A 19,762-nucleotide genomic window follows, 5' to 3' on the forward strand; every position below is an offset into this window, starting at 1 on the left:
GAGGCACGAGACTTTGAACAGCGAACGCGAAATCATCGAGGAGGAACTGGTCTACGGCGCGCTGCGTCGCGAACGGCTCTGGCAGCGCTTGGGCCTGCTCGGGATCATGTTCGGGCTGGCCGGTTGCCTCGGCGCAGTGATGGTCGCCATTCTCGACGTCGATCCGCCGCCTGTTATTGTGCCCTACGATCCCGAGACCGGATTTGCCCTGCCCGAAGCCTCGGTCGGGGCCACGCAAGTGACCGGCAACCAGGCTGTAATCGAGGCGGAGATCTTCCGCTATGTGACCGACCGAGAAGTCTACAACCAGCTCGACAATGATCTGCGGATCCGCAGCGTTCTGCAACGATCCGATGGCCGGGCCGAAGCCTCTGTCCGGGCACAATGGAACAGCGCGAACCAGCAATATCCACCTACGGTCTACGGCGAGGATTCCACCCTCGATGTCGAAGTTCTGAGCATCAACCTGATCGGGGAGAACCGCGCGACCGTGCGTCTGCGCAAACGGCTTACCTCAATACAAGGCATCCAGGCAGGGCTCTTCACCGCAACGCTCCTCTTCGAATTCCGACCCGAGACCGCACGCACGATCGATCAGGTCTGGACCAACCCCTTCGGCTTCACGGTGATCGAGTACGCGATCCGGTCCGACAGATTGGAGAACTGATATGCGGCGCTTCGGACTTGGCCTTCTCATCCTCATATTGACGGCCTCCACCGCACTTGCCGAGGCGACTCCGCGGCGCGGACCCAATGACGCACGGGTCCGGATCGCCACCTATCAGGAGGGCCAGGTCTTTCGCCTGAACGTCTCGCTCACCCATGTGACCACCATCGAGTTCGGGACCGGCGAAACCATCCGCTCGATCCTTGCGGGCGACACCGAAGGGTTCGAGCTCGACGGCGTGCCCGGCGGTCAGGCCTTCGCGATCAAACCGCTCGCGCGCGGTGTCCACACCAACGTCACCGTCTATACCAACCGGCGCAGCTACTATTTCAACGTTCAGGAGGTCCCGACACCCACATTCTACGTGGTGCAGTTCCACTATCCGGATGAGGAGCGTCGCCCCCAGAATGCCGTCGCGGCTCAGGCCCCGAACTACAACTATGGGGCCAGCGACCGCACGGAAATCACACCCGCGCGTGTTTGGGATGACGGCACGTTCACCTACTTCCAGTTTTCGCGGAACGCTCCCGTCCCGGCGATCTTCCGGTATTCGAGTGGACTCGAGCGCACCGTCAACACCCAGGCGACGGAGCCTGGCGTGATCCGGGTCTCGGGTGTGAATGCCCAGTGGGTGCTGCGCCTCGGCGATACCGTCGTCTGCATTCAAGCCAATTCGCTGACGGGAGGCACGTGATGAGCGACAAGCCGAACCAATCTGACATGTCCGAACGCCTCGCCCGGCTTGAGGCGAGCGCCTCGGGCAGCCCGGGGACCACAACCCGCCGCTCGCCTCTGACGGCCCTTCTTGTCGTCGCGCTCGTCGGTCTCGGCGGCACCGTCCTTTACCTGTTGAACCAGCCCGAAGAGGAAATAGCCCTGCCCACGGCCACACCAGACGAGTTCCAGCCGGAAGGCGATGGCTTCGGGACTATCGAGCCCTTCGTGCCGCCTGCCCCGCCGGAACCGGAAGTCGTGGAAGTCCCTGCCCCGGCACCGGAACCGAATGCCGAACTGCTCGCCCAGATCGCAGCGCTCCAAGCGCAGATCGAAGAGCTTCGGAACGCCCCGGATCCGGTGGTCGAAGAAGACACGGCAGCCGCGGACGCCATCAACGCGCTGACCGCCCAACTGGCAGAACTGCAGACCGCCTCGGAGGCCGCGCAGCAGCAATTCGCCGAAGAATTAGAAGCGAGAGATCGCGAGCTGCAACAACTGCGCATGGACCTCGATCTGGCCCGCCTTGAAGCACAACATCCCACCCCTGCTCCGGCGGGTCCGGTCGGCGAAGAACTTCGGAGAATGGAGGAGGAACGGCGGCGGCAAGAAGAAGCGCGCCGTCTTGCAGAGTTGCAACGCCGCGCCGAGGAAGAGCGCGCCTTTCAGGAACGCCGCATCCTCTCTCCCGTTATCGCCTTCGGCGGCGCGACCGGTGGCACAGATGGTACCGAACTGGCAGAACGTACCTTCGGCGAAGTCACCGACTTCGTCCTGAACGGGGCCTTCCCGAGCCCTGTCACCCAATCCGAAATTATTGCGAACCCGGCGAACACCGTGATCCAGGGCACAGTCATACAAGCCGCTCTGGAAACCGCTATCACAAGTGAATTGGCCGGCCAGGTCCGCGCCATCACCTCCGAGAATGTCTACAGCTACGACGGCACGCGCCTTCTGATCCCCGCCGGATCCCGGCTGATCGGGCGGTATCGCTCAGGCGCGGATATCGCCCAAAGGCGGCTCACAATCGCTTGGGATCGGATCATCCTGCCCAACGACCAGACGATCCAGATCAGCGCTTTCGGGGCCGACGAGCTTGGCCGCTCCGGCACCACGGGCTTTGTCGACACACGGTTCGCAGAGCGCTTCGGCTCGGCCGCGCTCATTTCGCTGATCTCCGCGGCACCCACCGTGGCGGCAAGTGAAACGGAAGATGAACTCGCCGAAGACGTCCTCGAAGACATCGGCGACGATCTGGCCGACGCAACCGACAGCGTGATCGGTGAATACCTCTCGATTGGCCCCGTGATCTACGTGGACCAGGGCGCGCGGATCACCGTCATGGTGGACCGGGATCTGGAGATCTTCTGACGATGTCACTCAGCTATCTCCAGGCCTCCATCGACAAGCTGGAAGATGCCAAGCGCGAGGATGTCATCGAGATCTGCATCAATCCGGACGGGTCCTGCTGGGGCGAGTTCCAAGGGGACCATTTCATGCATCGTCTGGGTCAGACCTTCACCGAAGATCAGATCAAGGATCTCGGAAACCAGATCGCCTCGGATGCTTCCACGCCGCTTTCGAAGGACCGGCCCATCGTATCCGTCTCGATCGCATATCGCGATCGGCCGATCCGTGCCCAGGTCATCACTCCGCCCGCCGTCAGCCGGGGTATGTCGATCAGCCTACGGTTCTTTTCCAGCCTGCCGCTCGCGTCCATCGAATTGGGCTTCCTCTATGGCAAAGAGCGGAGGTTGGAGGAGCTGCGTCAGGAGAAGAACCGCGAACTCCGCGAGGTGGTCGTCAGCGGTGATATCGATGCAGCGATTTCACATTGCGTCGAGAACAAGCTCAATATGATCGTCTCGGGCGGCACCTCCACCGGCAAGACCGTCGCTGCGCGAAAGATCCTGTCTTATGTTGATGATGACGAGCGGATCGTGACGATCGAAGAAGCCGCCGAGCTTCTGCCGAAACAACCTAATGCCGTTACCCTTATCTCAAACCGAGATGCCATGAACCAGACGGCTGACGTGTTGCTCACCGCCACCCTCCGTATGCGGCCTGACCGTATCATCCTGGGCGAAGTCCGCGGGAAAGAGGCCATGACCTTCCTCGAAGCCATCAACACCGGCCACGGTGGCTCGATGACAACGCTACACGCCGAAACCCCCCAATTGGCGGTTCAGCGCCTAGCGATCGCAGCCCTTAAGACCGAGGTCCCGATCCTTTATCGCGACATGATAGAATACATCGAAAGCTCCATCGACGTGATCATTCAAGCGGGCCGCGAAGACGGAAAACGGGGGATCACGGAGTTTTACCTTCCAGGCACATCTTTTGAGGAGAGCCCAAAATGAAGCGTTATGAGCCGAAAATCCTGACTTTCTCCCCGTCTGAAAAGGGTTCGATGGAAAATGCAGAAGACATCCTTTTCACCTATACGATTGAAGGCTGGGAGATCATCTCCGCTACGCAGATGCAGGGATTGCAACCAATCCTGACAGTCGTTTTGCAACGGGAAATCTCAGAAGACGAGTACAAGCAGATTATGGAGAAACGAGCATGAGCTGCTTCAAAGCAGTTCTCATCTTTGCGTTGGCTTCAGCTCCTTCCATGGCTTTCGCGCAGGGCTTGGTTCCGACAATGGATCAACAGTTCGAATTCTGCCAAGACCGCCCGCCGGAGCCTGAATGGATGGGCAGCTTGCCATCGCGGGAGAACTATAAACGCTTGGTTATTCAAACAATCTATCGCGCACAGGGCCTCGAGCGAGTGATCGAAGCTGGCGAGTGCTCCTGTGCGACGCGCTTCCCATCCTGGGACGCCGCGGTTCAGCACTTCAACGACCGGTACCTAGGCGCGGATCGGAACACGATGCGAGACGCGGAAGATCGCTATTTGACCCGGTTCAACGAGCTTCGATCAGCCGCAAGGCAGATCTGCGAAGCTGCGGGAAATTGGTGAAATAGGGGGAGAGACATGAGCGTTGTGTCCTACATCGTCGACGAAGCTCAGGGGTTTCTTGATGATGCGGCAGAAACCCAGTTTGGTGCCGTTGCGGCCACAGTCGGCACGATCACCACCTTGGGTGTAACGCTCGTTCTCATCTTGGTCTGCATCAATATGGTCTTCCAGTATCGCGCCATGGATAGTCGAACAGCTTTCTGGCTCGCAGTGAAGATCGTTCTGATCGGCATTTTCGCGCAAAACTGGACACAATTTAATGCGCTCTCCGCAGCGATCTTGAGCGGTATCGACAGTATTGCCGGATCGCTGATTGCTGCAGTGGGCGGCGGCGCACCAGGCCCATCTGGAACATACGCCGAAGAATTCGATCGAATGATTGCCCGCTTCGGAGATTATTTGAATGCAGCCGGAGAGGAACTCAATTGGATGGCGGGTGCAATTCTGTCTAACCTTGGTGTCTTCCTACTCTCGCTCCTCGGAGCACTTGCCGCATTCCTCATGGTCGCGTCGCGCCTTATGATCGCACTCTTGCTCGGTCTCGCGCCGATCATGATCTTCCTGACGCTCTTTGAAGTCACAAAAGACTATTTCGCCCGGTGGCTATCCGCTGTCGTTTCTTTTGCTATGTATCCGATCATCATTGCTGGCGTGTTCTCAACCATCACTGGCGTTTCAACAGCTCTCCTAGGCGAGCTTGGCGATCCAACCGCGGCCCCCAACATTGGTGCCCTCGTTCCCTTTTTCATGATGGTGCTCATGGCGAAGGGCTTCATCATCGCGACACCATTAATCGTGCGCGCCGTTTCCGGCAATATCATGATGCCGGCTATCTCCGGCGGTGTCGGTGGAGCCTATGCATTTGGTCGCGCTGCATTTGGCTCGCAACAAGCACAGAACAGATACCTAATGGGAGGCGCGACAGGATCTGAATATGCCGCGCTACGTGCCCGCGCCTTGATGGGCATCGCTCCCATGCCGGAGCGCAGGTACTTCGGGGCCGCACCAAACCAACCGATTGCCAACACTCCCCAAAACCCGGCAGACACCGGTGCCGCAGCACGGTATCAAGCTCAGCTTGAGAGGAACAAACGGCTTGATCGCAATTAATGTCGCCAAGCTTGGCGGAAGTCAGTGGAAGCAATGCTGTAAGCTCTCCAAAGCGGCGTTATTGCTCAGCGCGCCACAACCCTGCCCGCCCGCTCCGAAGCACCCGCAATCTCCTCTTCGAGCCGATCCAACTCACTCAGCGCATCCTGAACAACGGCCAGGTCATCTTCGCTCGCGGCCTCGACATCGAGCTCGACCTGACCCTCGAAATCCATCTCGAACTGCCGCTGATCGTCCGCGATTACTGCGGCGCGCGCACGCCGCCCATCCGGAGTTGGTTCGGGGTAGGATGGCGCGTCCGCACCCCGTTCGCCAATGCCCATTCGCGCCTCGAAATCCTTCTCTGTCAAACCTGAACCCCGCGGCGCCGTCGGCATCGCCCGAACACTCAGCGGCAACTCCCCCATCGGCGGGACCGGTCCTTCCGGAAACGGCAGATCACCTTCCTGCGCGGCATGAATGCTCTTGAAGAATGGGTCCTCGAAATACACCACGCGCTTGGCCCGGACCGGCATCTGCGCATCGACCACGACGACGATCTCGTCGAGCGACAGGCGCCGCGCCTCGTCCTCTGGCAAGAGCGAGACCTCTTCAGTCCGCTCGGACTGGCTGCGCCCCTCGAAGGGGTTTTTGCCGATTGCTCGGGAGCGCGTGACCACGGTCTTCGTCGTCTTGCCAACAGCCTTGCTCAGCTCCTCGACGGTCTTCTCGTCGGAGGGGGTGAGATAGAGCTTGATGCCGGCATTGCCCTGCAGCGCGCGCCGCGTGTTCTCGCCGTAGATTTCGTCAATGGCGGGGATCGTTTGTGTGACGATCGCGAGATGCCCGCGATACTGGCGCAGGATCTCGATGCTCTCGGCCACGATGGGCATCTTGCCGAGGCGATTGAACTCGTCGAGCAGGATCATGACCGGCCAGGGCTCGTCCGGACCCGGTTCCTTGTCCTGCATCGCCGAGAGCAGGTCCGAGAAGAAGAGGCGGATCAGGGGCGCCAAGGGCTTTACCATGAGCGGCTGGACCACGAGATATACGCTGAACGGCTTCTTGCGGATCGTCCGGAAGTCGAAATCCGACACCGACGTGGCCTCATCAATCGCCGGGTTCTGCCATTGATCGAGCCCGGACGTCATCAGGAGCGAGACGTAGGAGGTCAGCGTGTCGTTGTTGGTCGACGCGAGCCGGGTGAAGATCAGCCGTGCGGCCGGGTTCCAGACTTCGTGAGCGCGGGCGAGATATTCCTTCTGCTTGTGTCCGCCCGAGGCGGCGATGCGGTAAATCTCGCCCAACGTTGGCCGCTGCCGCTGGAAGGCCAACAGCCCCGCGGCGACGAAGAGATCGATCCCGCCCTTGAGAAGCCCCTGCACACGGTCGTTATCGTTCTGAAGGAACAGCGTGGCGAGGAGCAACAGCTCCATCTGCTGGCGTGCCGGGTCTTTCAACTCGTAGATGCGCAGGAGCGGGTTGTAGCGATGGGTGCGCTTGTTTTCCCAGTCGGTCGGCGAGAAGCGGTAGACTTCGTCGCCCGCCGCGGCGCGGTGACGGGCCGACGCCTCATAGCATTCGCCCTTCACGTCGAGGACGACGGCCGAACCCTGCCAAGTAAGCAGGTTCGGGATGACGAAGCCGGTGGTCTTGCCGCGCCCGGTGGGCGCCACGATCAGTGCGTGGGGGAAAGTCTTTGAACAGAGGAATGGCGCGCGCGAGGTGGGCTTGCCGAGCTTGCCGATCACAAAGCCCGTGCCGGGGTCACCGAAAAACCCGTTCCGCTTCATCTCCCGGCGAGTCTGCCAGTGGGTGTAGCCGAAGCGGGTGAGCGCTGAACCTGACATCGCGAGGCTCATCAGGAGACCCAGGATCCCTGCCCCGCACATGATCAGGTTGATCAGTCGGAAGTCGTCCGGCCGGGCTTCTCGCAGCCACAGGTAGTTTTCAACGATGAAGGTAAAATCGGGATCCGCCTGAAACCCCAGATCGCGGAAGGTCAGGACGGCGGACGCGATCACGTAGCCAATCGCGATGGCAACGAGGCTCACCAGCACCACGCCGACGGCGAGCCTCCCTCTCCCCATGCCGCCCATCAGTGAGTCTCCCCGCGCTCTTTTTCGCCGTCGGTGAGATCGGCTCGTTGAAGCTCGTACTCCCGGTCAGCTATTTCCTCGACGACGGCCCGCGCCGCCTCGCTGTTCGCGGGCGCCTCGTCGGACTGAAGGTAGACCTTGGCGGCGTAGAGCCGGTCGAGACGATCCGAGATCTGCTCCCGGAGGACGTCCGTGTCGCCGTCTTGCAGCCGCTCGATCTGCTCCGCATCGAGTTCCCGCTCGACGGCCTCGCGATAGGCCAGCCGCTGCTCCAGGTCCACGAAGGGGGCGGTCATCTCGCCGGCCCGTTCATGGTCGAGAACCCGCCGCAGATCAGGATCGAGGGTCGGCGCGCGGACGGTTTCTGTCGCTGCGCGCACCTCGGTTTCCGAGAAAACGCTATCCCTCAATGGTGTGTCGCGCTCCTCTTCGATTACGCCGTCCTTGCGCAGCACCTCGTTTCGTTCGAGCGTGATGCCGAGCTGGACATGCGCCCGGTTCAGCGCCTCGCGCGCGGTCTCAAGATCGGCGCGACGCTCGAGGTTGAGCCCGTCGGTCTCTGCCACCCGCGCCAGATCATCGGCGATCCACTGCCGCTCGAGGGCGGCGTTCTGCGCCCCGGTCTCCATCCGCGCAATGACGACCGAGGACCGGATCCCCGTGCCTCTGAGCGCAGTGTCGATCTGCGCCCGGACGTCGGGTTCCTGCAGCCGCACCAATTGGTCCCGGTCGATGTTTGCCTCGGAATACACCCCGCCGTCGGACGGCCGCTCAGTCAAGGTTACGGACCTCAGCCCCAGAGGTTGCATATGGGCGAGACGTGCCTGGATTTCGTTGAGGCTCCGTTCCAGCCGCGGGCGCTCCGTCTCTTGCTTCGCGGCGATCATGCCCTGGACGCGCGCGACCTGATCGGCATAGCGGGTTCTCAACTCATCGAATGATTGCTCCTCGGCCATATAAACGTCTCCTTGTAGGTTCAGTTTGCCGCCCTGCGCCAGAAGCTCCCCGGCCCGGAACAGGGCGTCGGATAACTCTTCTCGGGCCTCTCGCGAGGCTTCCGACGCCAGCGCGTGATAGACAGTCCCGGTGTTCGCGATCTCGGCAAGCGCACGCTCCAGATCAGCCCCGACCCGGGGCCGCGGTTTCGCCACCCGGCCCGCCTCTTTCGCCGCATAGACTTCGCGCGTTCTGGCTGGGTAATGCACCACCCCCCGGTCCAGGCGTCGGGTCGCTTCCAGACGCACCCCGAACCTCTCGGCCTCCTCCACCATGGCGAGGCGGAAGTCGTCATAGTTGAAGCGGTGATCGCGCCCGAGGAAGAAGAACTCGCCCTCCTGGGACCGGCGGTTCAGGACGATATGGGCATGGGGGTGCGCGCGGTCCTCGTGGACCGCGATGATGTAGTCGAAGTGCCCCTCGTCGGTCTGGAAGAACCGCTCGGCGACATTCGCCGTGATGTCGCGGACGTCCTCGCCCCGTGTGCCGATCGGGTAGGACAGAAGCATATGGGTCGTCTGTCCGAGTTTCGGTTTGAACCCCGCACTCCAACGCTTTGCGAAGCGCGCCGTCAGCTTTTTGATCTCTTTGTTGTCGAGCTTTGCCTTGCCATCGAGGAACCCGGAACTGTCGACAATATGAGTGGACTTGGTGGTGAGGTAACCGAGCTGGTTCGAGAGCTCGGATTTGGAATGTGTGCCCCCGCCCCGGATCGCTTTGAAGACGGCTGCACGATGCCCTGCCGCCGCCCGGATCAGCTGCCGCTGCTTGGCAACATGCAGCCCATGCATCGAGCCCCGGATCCGGCTCCAGCCCTCCCGGAAGACCTCGCCGGTCACGTCGTTGACAGCATCATTCAGCCGCATGGGCGAACTCCCTCAAGGCGGCCGTGGCCTCCAGTTGCATCGCGTCGCGACGCCGCCGAACCAGCAGGTCGATTTCGTCGGCGGAATCGAGAATGAAACGCGCGAGGCCGCGCATCTGGGCGAGTCGCAGATCGGAAAACTCCGCCGCCCCCTGCCCCGTGCGGTTGGCCTCGGCCATACGTTTCGTGAGTTGCGCAACTCCGTTCCCGACCTCTTGCAAGGAAGTCCGGTAGCGCGCCATTTGAGCCGCCAGTTGAGTGTCCGGAACGAAGGTTCCGCCGGCGGCCTGGATGAGCCGTCTCAGCCCCTCTGTGCGGGTCTCGATCCCCGCCGCGGAAAACACCGCATCCAGCGCCTCGAGCTCATCAGGTGTCAGCTTCACGGTCACCGCTGCTGTCGCCACGGCGGTGTCCTTCTGCCGCTCCGCATCGGCTTTGAGCGTGTATTGGATCGCCCTCTGGGATACCCCAAACCGCTCGGAGAGAACCGCCGTCGAGACGCCTTCCGCGGCCTCACGCACGATCTCCATCTTCTGGTTGGCGGTTAGTCGTTTCGTCTGGGACACGCGAAGAAAGCCCCCCTATTTCCTGCCACCTTCAGCAGCGACCTCTCCACAATCACAAAGCAAACGGTTTGTGTCAATACTGCATTATTGAATGCTCAACAGGATTTCTGTTTCTGGGCCGATTTTTGCCGGGCACCCGTGGGGATGGGCGGCCATCGAAACGCCGAGTTCCATGCCGCCCGATGTGCGCCTCGCGGCTACCCTCACGTCAAGACTTCCGCCCGGTTTCACTTACGCCCGCGCCAGAGCTTTTGACCGAACACGCCCCGTGTTCGGACGGAAGCGAGGGGGCGGCGCAAACCCTCTCCGATGGGGCGGTCCACCGGGGTCAAGGGTGGCCAGATTTGGGCCGCCAAATCTCTGCCGGAAAAACCCGAACGGCGGAGCCGGAGGGTTATTCCGGATGGCCCCCTTGAGGCCGTTGGATCGCCCTGTCACTCACCATCTCAGTTCTTCCCCTGGGACCGCTTGTGGTCCCCACAAAAATAACTTGAGCCGGGCCACCGGCCCGGCTCTCCTTCTCTCGCGCAGGGACCCCGGTAACGAGATTGGGCCGCCCTAAGGCGGCCCTTCGCGAGGTGGATCACGCCTCGGGTTCTTTCGCGCTCGGCGGGAACATCACCAGCTCCTGGACCGCGAGGGGGAAGTCGAGCTTGAGGCTGAAAAACTCCGAACCGTCGCCGTTGCGGGTGTTGCGGAACATCGCGCCGACGCGCTGGAAGCGGGTCCGTTCCTGGCCGTCGTTGTCGGTGAACTTGACGGGAACGGTTGCGACATAGTGGTTGGTCATTTGGGTCTCTCCTTTTTTGCGATGGGGATCACCCAGCACGAGGGCATCAGGACAGGGTGCAAGCGCAAATGCGGAGGGTCCGCGGGCCCGCCCGTGGAAGCCGCCTTTGTGCTTGCCGAAGCGTCAGCGGAAGGTACGACCCGGCCGACCCCGTGCGATCCACATGCATAGCAAGAAGGAGAGACGCGGATGAGCGGGCGGCTTTGATGCTTCGACCTGTTGCCGGATCATCGATACGTTGAGCGATAGACAACACGCTGCCGCTTTGCGTCGGTATGAGGATCCGCGACACAGGACCGATAGCGTCGTCTTCAGCCTCATGCGTGGCTGTCCGGCCGACCCGGTTCAGGAGCAAGCGATGCTTCACTGTTGGTTCTCAGCAGCGGATAGGCTGCCGCTCATCGGATGGCCGCGGCTGGAGCGCGCCATCGGATCGAAACTGGAGACGCAGCGCTCATATTGCCCCCGACGGGTGATCCAACTCCCGTGAGAACGACAAAAGGGCCGCCCGAAGGCGACCCTCTCGATCTTAGGTATCCGCTGTCTTTTTCGCCGGGTCCGCAACCCGCATGACCGTCAGTCCCTTCGCCTCGGCCTTCTGCCCGAGGTTCAGTGCAACCCCGTTGCCGCCGAAGAGCACAACCCCGGTCGCGGCGAATTTGTCGTCCAGCATCTCGTCATTGCACTTGAACGGTGCCGCCCGGCCATGCGCAGACCAGCGCGGATCGAACCGCGCCTGCGCGACACCCCGTGCCCGCGCCCACCGGGCCGCGATCATCTCGGCACCGTGCTTGCCCCCCTTATGGCAGAGGAAAATCGCTTGATTGCGGTTTTGCTTGATCCGCTCCCGGACCTTGTCGAGCGTCGAGAAGATGACGTCGATATCGGTCCAGTCGGTCGCACCCGAGACGATCAGGGGAACGCCCTCGACTTTCGACCTCGCGGCCGTCTCGCGGTCGTGCTGCTCCAGGAGTTGTTTCGCTTCGAAGACGGCTCCCGTCTCCTGAGCTTTCGCGCTCGCCCGCGATCCTGCCGCCGGGATGAAGGCATGTCCGGTCTCGAATTCGTAGCACTCGGCCGCCGCTTCGCTCATCGCTTCGATGGCGCCGACGATCTCGCGCAAGTACAGAAACCGCGCCTGCGCCTCTTCGAGTGCGGTCTCGGCGATCTCCGAGCCGTCATGGGTCTTCGCCAGCGCGCCGATCTTGTCGGCAGTGCGATCCAGCTCTTTGCCGATTGCGATCTTGCGGCGCTGCAGGACCGTCGCGAGCCCGTGGGCCAGCGGTTCGATCTCGGCCTCCAGCCCAGTGTTCCGCAACTGGCCGAGCAGGGTCTCGAAGGTTTCCCGGATGATGCTGTCGGTCAGGATGTGATCCTCGGGGATCGGCAGGTGGGCATCCTTTTCGGTCAGCCCAAAGAGTTCAATGGTCTCGTAGGTGTTTGCTTGATCGTAAGCCATGTCGGTTCTCCAGATGTTTGTCCGACCACCACGGGAGTGTGGTGGCATGGCCGTACGTCTGGTTTCCGAATCTGCCCGTGTCAGGGACGGCGCAGCCGCCGGCTTGCCGGGCGCAAAAGTTTTCTGCGCGCGACACCCGACACATGCGCTGCCTCACGCACAGGACCGCACCACGCCATAGCCCCCGCTCTCGCCGGAAAGTTTTGCGATCCTTGAGGCGGGCTGATTTGGGGGCCATCCGGAGGATATGCTTCCGCGCTCATGTGTGTGTGGTGTGTCGGTAGGTTTGCCGGACCCGAGCAGGCAAACGGACCGACCGGACGCGGGAGGCGGATGGAGCGGCGGGATCGTTTTGGCCTCGGCCAAAACAGACCAGAGCGCAATCCGGCGGAGCGGCCGGGGAGGGACGTGCTCGCGAGGCGGGCAAACCGGGATGCCAAGCGAAACGCCGCGGTGAGGCCGCATGGCCGAATGCGCGACAGGCCAAGGGCCTGTTCTCCCATGTGACACGCGAAGCCGAACATGGGAGGCCGTCAGCCTATCTGTCCCTGCGCTGGCCTGAACCTGAACGCCATTGCCAACCGACTTCCGTCACGGTAGTCTATTGGAATACCAAAGGAGCCGACATGAGCGTTCAGAAACAGACCGTCAGTTTTACGGATACCGCCTACGCCTTCGCGAAAGAACTGGTCGAGGCCGGGGAGTATCCGAACATGAGCGCGGCGGTCTCTGGAGAATTGGCGAAGGTCAAAGCAGAGCGTGAGCGGGAAAGGTCCGTTCTCGAGGCAGAACTGGAACGGCGTCTGTCACTGCCACTCGACCAGTGGGAACCGGTTGGCGAAGCGACGAAGGTGACTGGAAGTGCCCGAGAACATCTGGCTGCTTTGACGCAAAGAATCTGATGCACTTCGTCCGACACCCGTTCTTCGAGCGGGATCTCATCGGCATGGTGGATCACATTGTCGACGTGACAGATGGGGATTTTGCGGCAGCAGAGCGTCGCCTTGATGAAGTGGATGTATTGTTGGATTCGATCGCGTCCAATCCAACCTCTGGTGTGCGACTGTCGGGGAAGCTCAATGGTTGGCTCGTGCGCCACGGTGGGTCCGGCCAACGCCTGACCATCGTGTTCAAACCAGATGTCGCAGTTGGTATCATCTATCTCGCGCTCGTTGCCTTTGGTGGGCGTGACTGGGTGAAACTGGCTTCGGCGCGAAAACAGTTTCAGGAATAGCGACGGGTCGGCCAGTCAGGGCGACAGCCGCAGGTAACGCTGATCGCGCCCTACGCGTCAAAGCATTGATGGTCGCCGTTCGCGACATTACCCGTCAGTCCTGCCGAAACAGCAAAAGGGAGCCACGTTTCCGCGACTCCCTGCTCGGTTGGTCTGAGGCCCAACCGTCCTGCTCGATATGTCGTGACTTTCGGTCGGTGATCAGGCGACCAGCGACAATCCGGCACCTTCGCTTTGCTCCCGCTCGCCATTGTCCACAAACGGGATAATCGAGAAGGTCTGACCGCCGCGCTGCTCTTCGTTCTGCACGGCATTGACCCGCAGATCGCCATCAGGCGTGTTGATCAGGAGCGAGACATACTCGTTCCCGGTCCGCACGCTCTTGGCCATCCAGGCCGACCCGACGCGGATGGGCGTGCCTTTGGGCGAGCTGACCTCGATCCGGTAGTCGGGGTGGGTCTGCTCGGTCTTGTAGTCGTTCTCGATGAGCATGAACTCAAGATCGAACATCATGTTGGCGATGTAGCCGGAAAAGGCGTTGTCGGCGTCCATGGCCGTCAACTCGCCGGAGATCGACCCGGACTTCATGGTGCCGGTGGAGACGAGCGGGATGATCTCGAACTGCCCGCTCTGCGCCTCGCGGGCTTCTTTCGACTGCACCGCATTGACGCGGAATGGTCCAAGGCCAACGTCGAGCTGCATGGAGATGTAGGGGTTGCCCGTGGTATTGCCAGTCTCGTTCCATGCGGTGCCGATACGCACTTTGCGGCCCGACTTGTTGACGGCGGTCACGTCGAAGTCCGGGCTGCGCTCGGACATCTTCGGGCGGGTCTCCAACTGGATCGCGATGTCGAAGCGGCTGGAATGGATCATGCCGGTGTAAACGGCATTTGCGGTGTCTGTGGTTTTGGTGAGCGTTCCTGCGAACATAGGATGTTCCTTCTCTGGATTGCCCGGGCCCTATCTTCCGATCAGTGCCCGGTGGTTTGCTTTTCGACCCCTCGTGGGATCACACTTTCCCAAAGCCCTCTTTCCTTTCCGCTCTGCTATCGCAGCTTGCACTGGCGTTGGTGGAGATGTGCGATGCTGGCTCCCGAGCAAGGATCTCTTCCTTCTGCCCACGTGAGGCCATCCAGTCCCGCGATCCCAGAATGGTACGACCGGAGGACACGGCTGCGATCCACGCCTCCCGTGGATCGCCGCAGGGTTCACTGGATGTCCGATCAATACGTCCATTGGCCATCCACGGTTCAGGCACGATGCGCATGAACCAGTCGGCCAGGCTCGGGATGCGGCCCTGGCAGTCTTCCTTGACATGCTGCTCGCCGATCCAGCGAACTGGGATCACCCGGCCCGCGGAGTTCGTGAGTGTCTGGCCGAAGACCCGTTCGGCTTCGAAAATGCCTTGGGTGTGATGCCGCAGGGCGCGGTGCGTGAAGAGGGCGAGATGCTCTTTGGAGGCGTCCATCCAATCGTGAATGCCTTGATAGTCAGACGGGTCACCGCCGAACTTACGGGCGGAGCTTTCGGCGTGATGGAAGGGATGGGCCATGTCAGAGTCCTTCGTCATAGCTGTGCGAGCATTCGACATAGCGGTCCGCATGATCGAGCGTGATGCTGTCGGCGATGATGTCCCAGGTGAGCGTGCCATAGCCCCCTTCGTTGTTCTCGAAGCCGGGATGCTGGTTGTAGGCAACGGACCAGGCGAAGTCCTCGAGTTTGCGATTGAGGTCTTCGTCCAGCGTCATCTCGTTTGGCTGCAGGGTGATGTCTTCGACATTGCCGGAGTCGCCGTAGCCTTCATATTCTGCGATCACTTGCGCGACACCAAGGACACGAAGTGCAACGATGAGTTCGGCGCGCGCGGCTTTGAGAGCCGCCTCGCGCTCCATACGCCATTTCTCCATCATCTCCGCATAGTCAATCTGGGGATTTGTCATCGGTCAGGTCCTTCTCAAGAGGGTTTGATACGCGGGACAGCAAACCGCTCTCCCACGCACCCTGACCCGAAGCCCACTTTCCCTTTCAGGCGGCGCGATCCGCCTCTTCGGGAGACGCGCCGGTGATCCGTCTGAGGATCCCGGCGCTGTCGACACCGTCCCCATGGGGCAGGAACACCCGCAGCTGGAAGGCGATGATCTCGGTGAAGCACCCTGCGGCCTTCAGGGCATCGATGGCCCCGCGATCGGCCCCTTCGATCTCGAAGCGCACATCTCCCGCGACCCGATGGCGGACAAGCGACAGCCCACGACCCAGATCGACCGGCTGTGTGGACCCCCGCACCGCTGTCAGCATGTCCTCGACCGACTTCGGCGCCCCGACCATGAACCGCGCGCGGAGCGCCGCCGCGCCATCCTCACTGACCGTGCGCCCGATCATGCTCGGATAGCCTTCCGGCGTGACCCGATAGATGCGCTCATTGCCCGACGGAATGTCCTTCCAGATCGGCAGAAGAAGACCCGTGAGGAGGTACAGCCGCGTGGTGATCGTCTTCGGCAGGCTGTCGGCTTCACCGTCCCACAGGCGACGAAACTCACGCTTGCCAATTACTTCCCACGCTGACGCTTCAAACTTCGTTTCTTCGAGATAGGAGGAGCCTGCCGGCCGCACGAGTTTCCGCATCAGCGTGACGATATCCTCGTCGTGGAACTGCATGGGCCGGGCTGACAGAAGCGCGGCCCGCCCGGATGCCCGGTTGACCATGGGCACCTTGCTGGCATGGCGCTCCAGAGCGGCATCCGCGCTCAGAATATGCACGGGATCGGTGACATCCAGTCCGATGATCCGCGTGACCGCGCCAGATTTCGGGCAGGTCCAGAGATCTTCGGCCGAGACCTGTTCGATCCGCTCGCCGCGCAAGGTTTCGACGCCCAGATCGAGCGTGCCGGCGGCGCGGGCGCGTTCGGTCTGATCGCTGATGCGCGCCGTGAATTCTTCGAAGAGCGCGTTCTGCATGTGGATCGGCAAGGCAAGGACGCGGTTCAGGAAGCGCTGGATCGGCGGCAGGTCCTCGAGCAGCACGCCATCCTTGTCGATCAGACGCAGCGCCGTCCAGTCCGTGAAGGTCTCGTAATCCATCGCTGCGGCGCGACCCGCGGCGAGATCGGCGTAGTAACCTCGGAGCGCCGCCCGCGCGATCGGACTTTCGAGATTATCCTCCGCGCGGAACATGCCCTGCGCACCAGTCTCGCGTTGTCCCTTGGTGAGCGCCCCGAGCTGGTCCAGCCGCCGCGCGATCGTCGAGGTGAAGCGCTTCTCGCCATGAACATCCGACGTGCAGACACGGAAGAACGGGGCCGACACCTGCGCCGAGCGGTGCGTCCGCCCGAGCCCCTGGATCGCCGCATCGGCGCGCCAGCCCGGCTCGAGCAAATAGTGGCGCCGCCGCTTCTGGTTCTTCGCAGTTTCCGCCGCGTGGTAGGACCGGCCCGTTCCGCCCGCATCGGAGAAAATCAGGATGTTCTTCTCGCCGTCCATGAAGGCTGCTGTTTCGGAAGAGTTGCTGCTGGCGGCGCGCTTTTCGATGTAGAGGGCACCGTCGGAGGACTTGAGCGGACGGATCGAGCGCCCGGTAACTTCGGCCACGGCTTCGTCGCCAAAGGCCCAGATGATCTGATCGAGCGCCGAGAGGATCGGCGCGAGGGACATCAACTCCACCATCGCTTCTTCGCGCAGCTGAAATGCTTCGCGCGAGACCACCAACTGCCCATCGGCATCGCGCAGCGGTTCGGCCACGATGTTGCCGTCGATCTCGACGAGCTTCTGGGCGTGGATCGGGAAAGCCTGTTCCAGATAGCTCAGCACATAGTCTCGCGGCGTCAGCGCTCCTTCGACCAGCGCGTCCTCGGGGTCCATCGCCTCTAGGCGGCGTTTCAGAAGGCTCTCGCCCGTGGAGACTACCTGGACAACGCAGGCATGGCCCGCTGCACGATCGGCGCGCATCGCGTCGATCACACTTGGCGCTTTCATCCCCATCAGAAGGTGATTGAAGAAGCGTTGTTTTGTGCTTTCGAACCGCGACTTGGCTGAGGCCTTTGCGGCTGAGGCATTCGTCTCGCCAGCGGTATCATTGACGCTGGTCGCGGTGAGCGCGGCTTCAAGGTTCTGGTGGATCGTGCGGAACGCGCCTGCATACGCATCGTAGATCTCGATCTGTGCCGGTGTCAGCGCATGTTCGAGCACATCGTATTCTACGCCGTCGAAGCTGAGCGCGCGGGCGGTGTAGAGACCGAGCGTCTTCAGATCGCGGGCGACCACCTCCATCGCTGCGACGCCACCGGCTTCCATGGCGGAGACAAAGCTCTCCCGGCTCGGGAAGGGATACTCGGGTCCCTGCCCCCAAAGACCGAGGCGCGAAGCATAGGCCAGGTTGTGCACGCTCGTGGCTCCTGTCGCCGAGATGTAGAAAACCCGCGCCCGTGGTGATGCGAGTTGCAGGCGCAACCCGGCAAGGCCCTGCTGCGAGGGTTTGGCACCCCGGCCCGCCTCGGACCCCGCGGCGTTCTGCATCGCATGGGCCTCGTCGAAGGCGAGGACGCCGTCAAACGCGCCGCCCATCCAGCCAAGGATTTGGCTGAGGCGCGTGGTGCCGCATTTGCCTGCGGAGCGCAGCGTTGCGTAGGTGACGAAGAGGATACCGTCACCCATGCCGATGGGCTGATCAGGTTTCCACTTGGAGAGCGGCTGGATGTCGGCGGGTGAGCCGCCGAGATAGGTCCAGTCGCGGACCGCGTCCTCGATGAGCGTGGCGCATTTCGAGATCCAGACCGCTTTTCGACGACCCGCGAGCCAGTTCACGAGAATGAGCCCCGCGCATTCCCGGCCCTTGCCGCATCCGGTCCCGTCTCCGAGGAAATAGCCAAGTCGGTAGGGTTGCGCCTCCGGGTCCTCGTCTGCGCGCGTGAGCTTGGACTGGTCCTCATCAACGGTGAAGCGACCAGGTAGATCGCGCGCATGGGCGTCGTTCGCCATGATGATCGTTTCGAGCTGCGCCTCGGAAAGGTGCCCCTCCTCGATCAGGCGCGCGGGCAAGCGCAAGGCATCGGCATTGGCGGCCGAGGGCAGTGGCGGTGCGACCGAGGCCATGGCGATGCTCTCGACCAGCGGAGTGGGATGTTCCTGCGCGCCTGCGATTTCGATCCGCTGCGGGCGGTAGCGTGCGTAGATGTCTGACACGGGCACGTTGTCACGCGGAGCCGCAAGTTGGGTGAAAGTGAGCGGCCGCACTGCGTGAGTGGGTCGGGTGGTCGGGCGCTGTTTCGCGGGGGACTGCCGCTGCTTCAGCGGCTGTGCGCTCGCTTGGGCATTTTTTTGAGGAATGACGTGTCGGAGCTGTTGTTGCGCAATCAGGACCGGACGGTTTATTGCGATCTCGTCGACGTATCGCTGGCCCTCCTCGAGCGTCTCGACCGAAGTTCGGATCATCTCGACCTCGTCAGCGACTTTGTCGAAAACCATGAGCTGTGTGTCGACGCTAGTCCCGAGCTTTCGATAGATATGACCTGGAATCGTGAGTGCGAGACGCGGCGTGACGATCCGCGTTGCGCGCGTCCAATGGGCGTTATCGCGTCCGGGTGTGAAGCTGGTTGGCATGACGGCAACCAAACGCCCGCCCGGCGCCAGCCGTTTGGCCGCCGCGATCAGATGCTTCGCCGCGATATGTTTGTCGTTCGACCGATCAACCGATGACGCGAAAGGCGGGTTCATCACGATGAGCGATGGAGAAAGAGTAGGCGGCAGCAGATCGTCGATATGTTCTGCGTCATGCTCGGTGGTCGTTGTCTCGAAGACGATTTCCAGAAGTGCTCTGCGAAAGGGATCGACTTCATTGAGGAAAAGCTTCGCGCCTGCTCGGGCTGCAAAAGCGGCGAGCGCCCCGGTGCCGGCCGATGGCTCGAGGACAAGCTCGCCCTTGCGGATACCTGCTGCCTGGACCGCCAAGGCCGCATAGGACAGCGGTGTCGAAAACTGTTGTAGACGGATTTGCTGCTCGGACCGGCGTGTCTCAGAAAGAAGACGCGACGCGAGTGTTGCGGTAAGGGTCGCGTCATCCACGTGATGTTCGCGGCAAACCTCTGCCACCGCAGCGGCCTGCATCATGTCGTAAGCCATGCGCCAATCCCACACACCGCTCGCATCACTGCGGCCGAAGCTCTCTCGCATGAACCGCGCAAGCGTCGAGCTCTTCAGCGGTTCTTGCCGGATCGTCGCACCGATGTGGGCGAGGGCATCCTTCAGTTCCCGCTTCGTCGGAATAGAATGTGTTTTGCGTGCGGCTGCACCATCCATCGGCTCGTCCTCTCATGTCAGATTGAAG

17 protein-coding genes and 1 pseudogene are annotated in these 19,762 nt (G+C 61.9%); 9 read left to right on the plus strand and 9 right to left on the minus strand.

Annotated features, from left to right (window positions below):
- Positions 1-13 precede the first annotated feature (13 nt).
- Genes Q1A44_RS19325 through Q1A44_RS19355 form a run of 7 tightly spaced genes read left to right on the plus strand, consistent with a single transcriptional unit; the run spans position 14 to position 5,458 of the window.
- Positions 14-667, plus strand: coding sequence for a virB8 family protein (locus Q1A44_RS19325; RefSeq protein ID WP_299628552.1), 654 nt, complete (start codon positions 14-16; stop codon positions 665-667).
- Between the two features lies 1 nt (position 668).
- Positions 669-1,361: a TrbG/VirB9 family P-type conjugative transfer protein gene (locus Q1A44_RS19330; protein ID WP_299628553.1), complete on the plus strand. Its 693-nt coding sequence runs from the start codon at positions 669-671 to the stop codon at positions 1,359-1,361.
- On the plus strand, positions 1,361-2,752 hold the full coding sequence (locus Q1A44_RS19335) for a TrbI/VirB10 family protein (RefSeq protein WP_299628554.1): 1,392 nt from the start codon (positions 1,361-1,363) through the stop codon (positions 2,750-2,752). The genes Q1A44_RS19330 and Q1A44_RS19335 overlap by 1 nt, the downstream gene beginning before the upstream one ends.
- 2 nt (positions 2,753-2,754) lie before the next feature.
- Entirely contained in the window at positions 2,755-3,741 is a 987-nt protein-coding gene (locus Q1A44_RS19340) for an ATPase, T2SS/T4P/T4SS family (protein WP_299628555.1), read from the plus strand.
- Positions 3,738-3,950, plus strand: a complete 213-nt coding sequence (locus Q1A44_RS19345) for a hypothetical protein (RefSeq protein WP_299628556.1) — start codon at positions 3,738-3,740, stop codon at positions 3,948-3,950. Before Q1A44_RS19340 ends, Q1A44_RS19345 begins: the two co-directional genes overlap by 4 nt.
- A complete protein-coding gene (locus tag Q1A44_RS19350) occupies positions 3,947-4,348 on the plus strand; it encodes a hypothetical protein (RefSeq protein WP_299628557.1) in 402 nt (133 codons plus the stop codon). The genes Q1A44_RS19345 and Q1A44_RS19350 overlap by 4 nt, the downstream gene beginning before the upstream one ends.
- Positions 4,349-4,363: 15 nt before the next feature.
- On the plus strand, positions 4,364-5,458 hold the full coding sequence (locus tag Q1A44_RS19355) for a type IV secretion system protein (RefSeq protein WP_299628558.1): 1,095 nt from the start codon (positions 4,364-4,366) through the stop codon (positions 5,456-5,458).
- Between the two features lie 65 nt (positions 5,459-5,523).
- On the opposite strand, the gene Q1A44_RS19360 is transcribed toward Q1A44_RS19355, so the two are convergent.
- From Q1A44_RS19360 to Q1A44_RS19380, 5 genes are all read right to left on the minus strand, one after another.
- The gene (locus Q1A44_RS19360; RefSeq protein WP_299628696.1) at positions 5,524-7,527 is read right to left on the minus strand and encodes a type IV secretory system conjugative DNA transfer family protein; all 2,004 of its coding nucleotides are present in this window, start codon (positions 7,525-7,527) and stop codon (positions 5,524-5,526) included.
- A gap of 8 nt (positions 7,528-7,535) precedes the next feature.
- Positions 7,536-9,398, minus strand: a complete 1,863-nt coding sequence (locus Q1A44_RS19365; RefSeq protein WP_299628559.1) for a relaxase/mobilization nuclease domain-containing protein — start codon at positions 9,396-9,398, stop codon at positions 7,536-7,538.
- Positions 9,385-9,963 carry a transposase gene (locus tag Q1A44_RS19370; RefSeq protein WP_299628560.1) on the minus strand — a complete coding sequence of 193 codons (579 nt, stop codon included), beginning with the start codon at positions 9,961-9,963 and terminating at the stop codon, positions 9,385-9,387. The genes Q1A44_RS19365 and Q1A44_RS19370 overlap by 14 nt, the downstream gene beginning before the upstream one ends.
- Positions 9,964-10,546: 583 nt before the next feature.
- Positions 10,547-10,753, minus strand: a complete 207-nt coding sequence (locus Q1A44_RS19375) for a hypothetical protein (protein WP_299628561.1) — start codon at positions 10,751-10,753, stop codon at positions 10,547-10,549.
- 529 nt (positions 10,754-11,282) lie between these two features.
- Entirely contained in the window at positions 11,283-12,212 is a 930-nt protein-coding gene (locus Q1A44_RS19380) for an SLOG family protein (protein WP_299628562.1), read from the minus strand.
- A gap of 626 nt (positions 12,213-12,838) precedes the next feature.
- Between Q1A44_RS19380 and Q1A44_RS19385 the strand changes: the two genes are divergently transcribed.
- Together Q1A44_RS19385 and Q1A44_RS19390 are read left to right on the plus strand one after the other, a co-directional pair.
- Positions 12,839-13,114 carry a hypothetical protein gene (locus Q1A44_RS19385; RefSeq protein WP_299628563.1) on the plus strand — a complete coding sequence of 92 codons (276 nt, stop codon included), beginning with the start codon at positions 12,839-12,841 and terminating at the stop codon, positions 13,112-13,114.
- Positions 13,114-13,446 carry a type II toxin-antitoxin system RelE/ParE family toxin gene (locus Q1A44_RS19390; RefSeq protein ID WP_299628564.1) on the plus strand — a complete coding sequence of 111 codons (333 nt, stop codon included), beginning with the start codon at positions 13,114-13,116 and terminating at the stop codon, positions 13,444-13,446. The genes Q1A44_RS19385 and Q1A44_RS19390 overlap by 1 nt, the downstream gene beginning before the upstream one ends.
- Positions 13,447-13,647: 201 nt before the next feature.
- Here the strand turns inward: Q1A44_RS19390 and Q1A44_RS19395 are convergent, their stop codons facing one another.
- From Q1A44_RS19395 to Q1A44_RS19410, 4 genes and pseudogenes are all read right to left on the minus strand, one after another.
- Entirely contained in the window at positions 13,648-14,376 is a 729-nt protein-coding gene (locus Q1A44_RS19395; protein ID WP_299628565.1) for a DUF736 family protein, read from the minus strand.
- A 190-nt stretch (positions 14,377-14,566) separates the two neighbouring features.
- Positions 14,567-14,998: pseudogene (locus Q1A44_RS19400) on the minus strand (hypothetical protein); the annotation flags it as partial.
- A 1-nt stretch (position 14,999) separates the two neighbouring features.
- Positions 15,000-15,386 carry a DUF6878 family protein gene (locus Q1A44_RS19405; RefSeq protein ID WP_299628567.1) on the minus strand — a complete coding sequence of 129 codons (387 nt, stop codon included), beginning with the start codon at positions 15,384-15,386 and terminating at the stop codon, positions 15,000-15,002.
- A gap of 85 nt (positions 15,387-15,471) precedes the next feature.
- Entirely contained in the window at positions 15,472-19,734 is a 4,263-nt protein-coding gene (locus tag Q1A44_RS19410) for a strawberry notch family protein (RefSeq protein WP_299628568.1), read from the minus strand.
- Positions 19,735-19,762: the final 28 nt, after the last annotated feature.

Origin of the sequence: uncultured Tateyamaria sp. (genome assembly GCF_947503705.1) — a bacterium.
Lineage (GTDB): Bacteria > Pseudomonadota > Alphaproteobacteria > Rhodobacterales > Rhodobacteraceae > Tateyamaria.

Excerpts from the sequence above, each read along its gene's own strand:
- Q1A44_RS19405 (WP_299628567.1), bottom strand. The coding sequence starts at position 15,386 with ATGACAAATCCCCAGATTGACTATGCGGAGATGATGGAGAAATGGCGT.
- Q1A44_RS19330 (WP_299628553.1), top strand. The coding sequence starts at position 669 with ATGCGGCGCTTCGGACTTGGCCTTCTCATCCTCATATTGACGGCCTCC.
- Q1A44_RS19380 (WP_299628562.1), bottom strand. The coding sequence starts at position 12,212 with ATGGCTTACGATCAAGCAAACACCTACGAGACCATTGAACTCTTTGGG.
- Q1A44_RS19375 (WP_299628561.1), bottom strand. The coding sequence starts at position 10,753 with ATGACCAACCACTATGTCGCAACCGTTCCCGTCAAGTTCACCGACAAC.
- Q1A44_RS19365 (WP_299628559.1), bottom strand. The coding sequence starts at position 9,398 with ATGCGGCTGAATGATGCTGTCAACGACGTGACCGGCGAGGTCTTCCGG.
- Q1A44_RS19395 (WP_299628565.1), bottom strand. The coding sequence starts at position 14,376 with ATGTTCGCAGGAACGCTCACCAAAACCACAGACACCGCAAATGCCGTT.
- Q1A44_RS19335 (WP_299628554.1), top strand. The coding sequence starts at position 1,361 with ATGAGCGACAAGCCGAACCAATCTGACATGTCCGAACGCCTCGCCCGG.
- Q1A44_RS19350 (WP_299628557.1), top strand. The coding sequence starts at position 3,947 with ATGAGCTGCTTCAAAGCAGTTCTCATCTTTGCGTTGGCTTCAGCTCCT.
- Q1A44_RS19340 (WP_299628555.1), top strand. The coding sequence starts at position 2,755 with ATGTCACTCAGCTATCTCCAGGCCTCCATCGACAAGCTGGAAGATGCC.
- Q1A44_RS19355 (WP_299628558.1), top strand. The coding sequence starts at position 4,364 with ATGAGCGTTGTGTCCTACATCGTCGACGAAGCTCAGGGGTTTCTTGAT.
- Q1A44_RS19410 (WP_299628568.1), bottom strand. The coding sequence starts at position 19,734 with ATGGATGGTGCAGCCGCACGCAAAACACATTCTATTCCGACGAAGCGG.
- Q1A44_RS19390 (WP_299628564.1), top strand. The coding sequence starts at position 13,114 with ATGCACTTCGTCCGACACCCGTTCTTCGAGCGGGATCTCATCGGCATG.
- Q1A44_RS19385 (WP_299628563.1), top strand. The coding sequence starts at position 12,839 with ATGAGCGTTCAGAAACAGACCGTCAGTTTTACGGATACCGCCTACGCC.
- Q1A44_RS19360 (WP_299628696.1), bottom strand. The coding sequence starts at position 7,527 with ATGGGGAGAGGGAGGCTCGCCGTCGGCGTGGTGCTGGTGAGCCTCGTT.
- Q1A44_RS19345 (WP_299628556.1), top strand. The coding sequence starts at position 3,738 with ATGAAGCGTTATGAGCCGAAAATCCTGACTTTCTCCCCGTCTGAAAAG.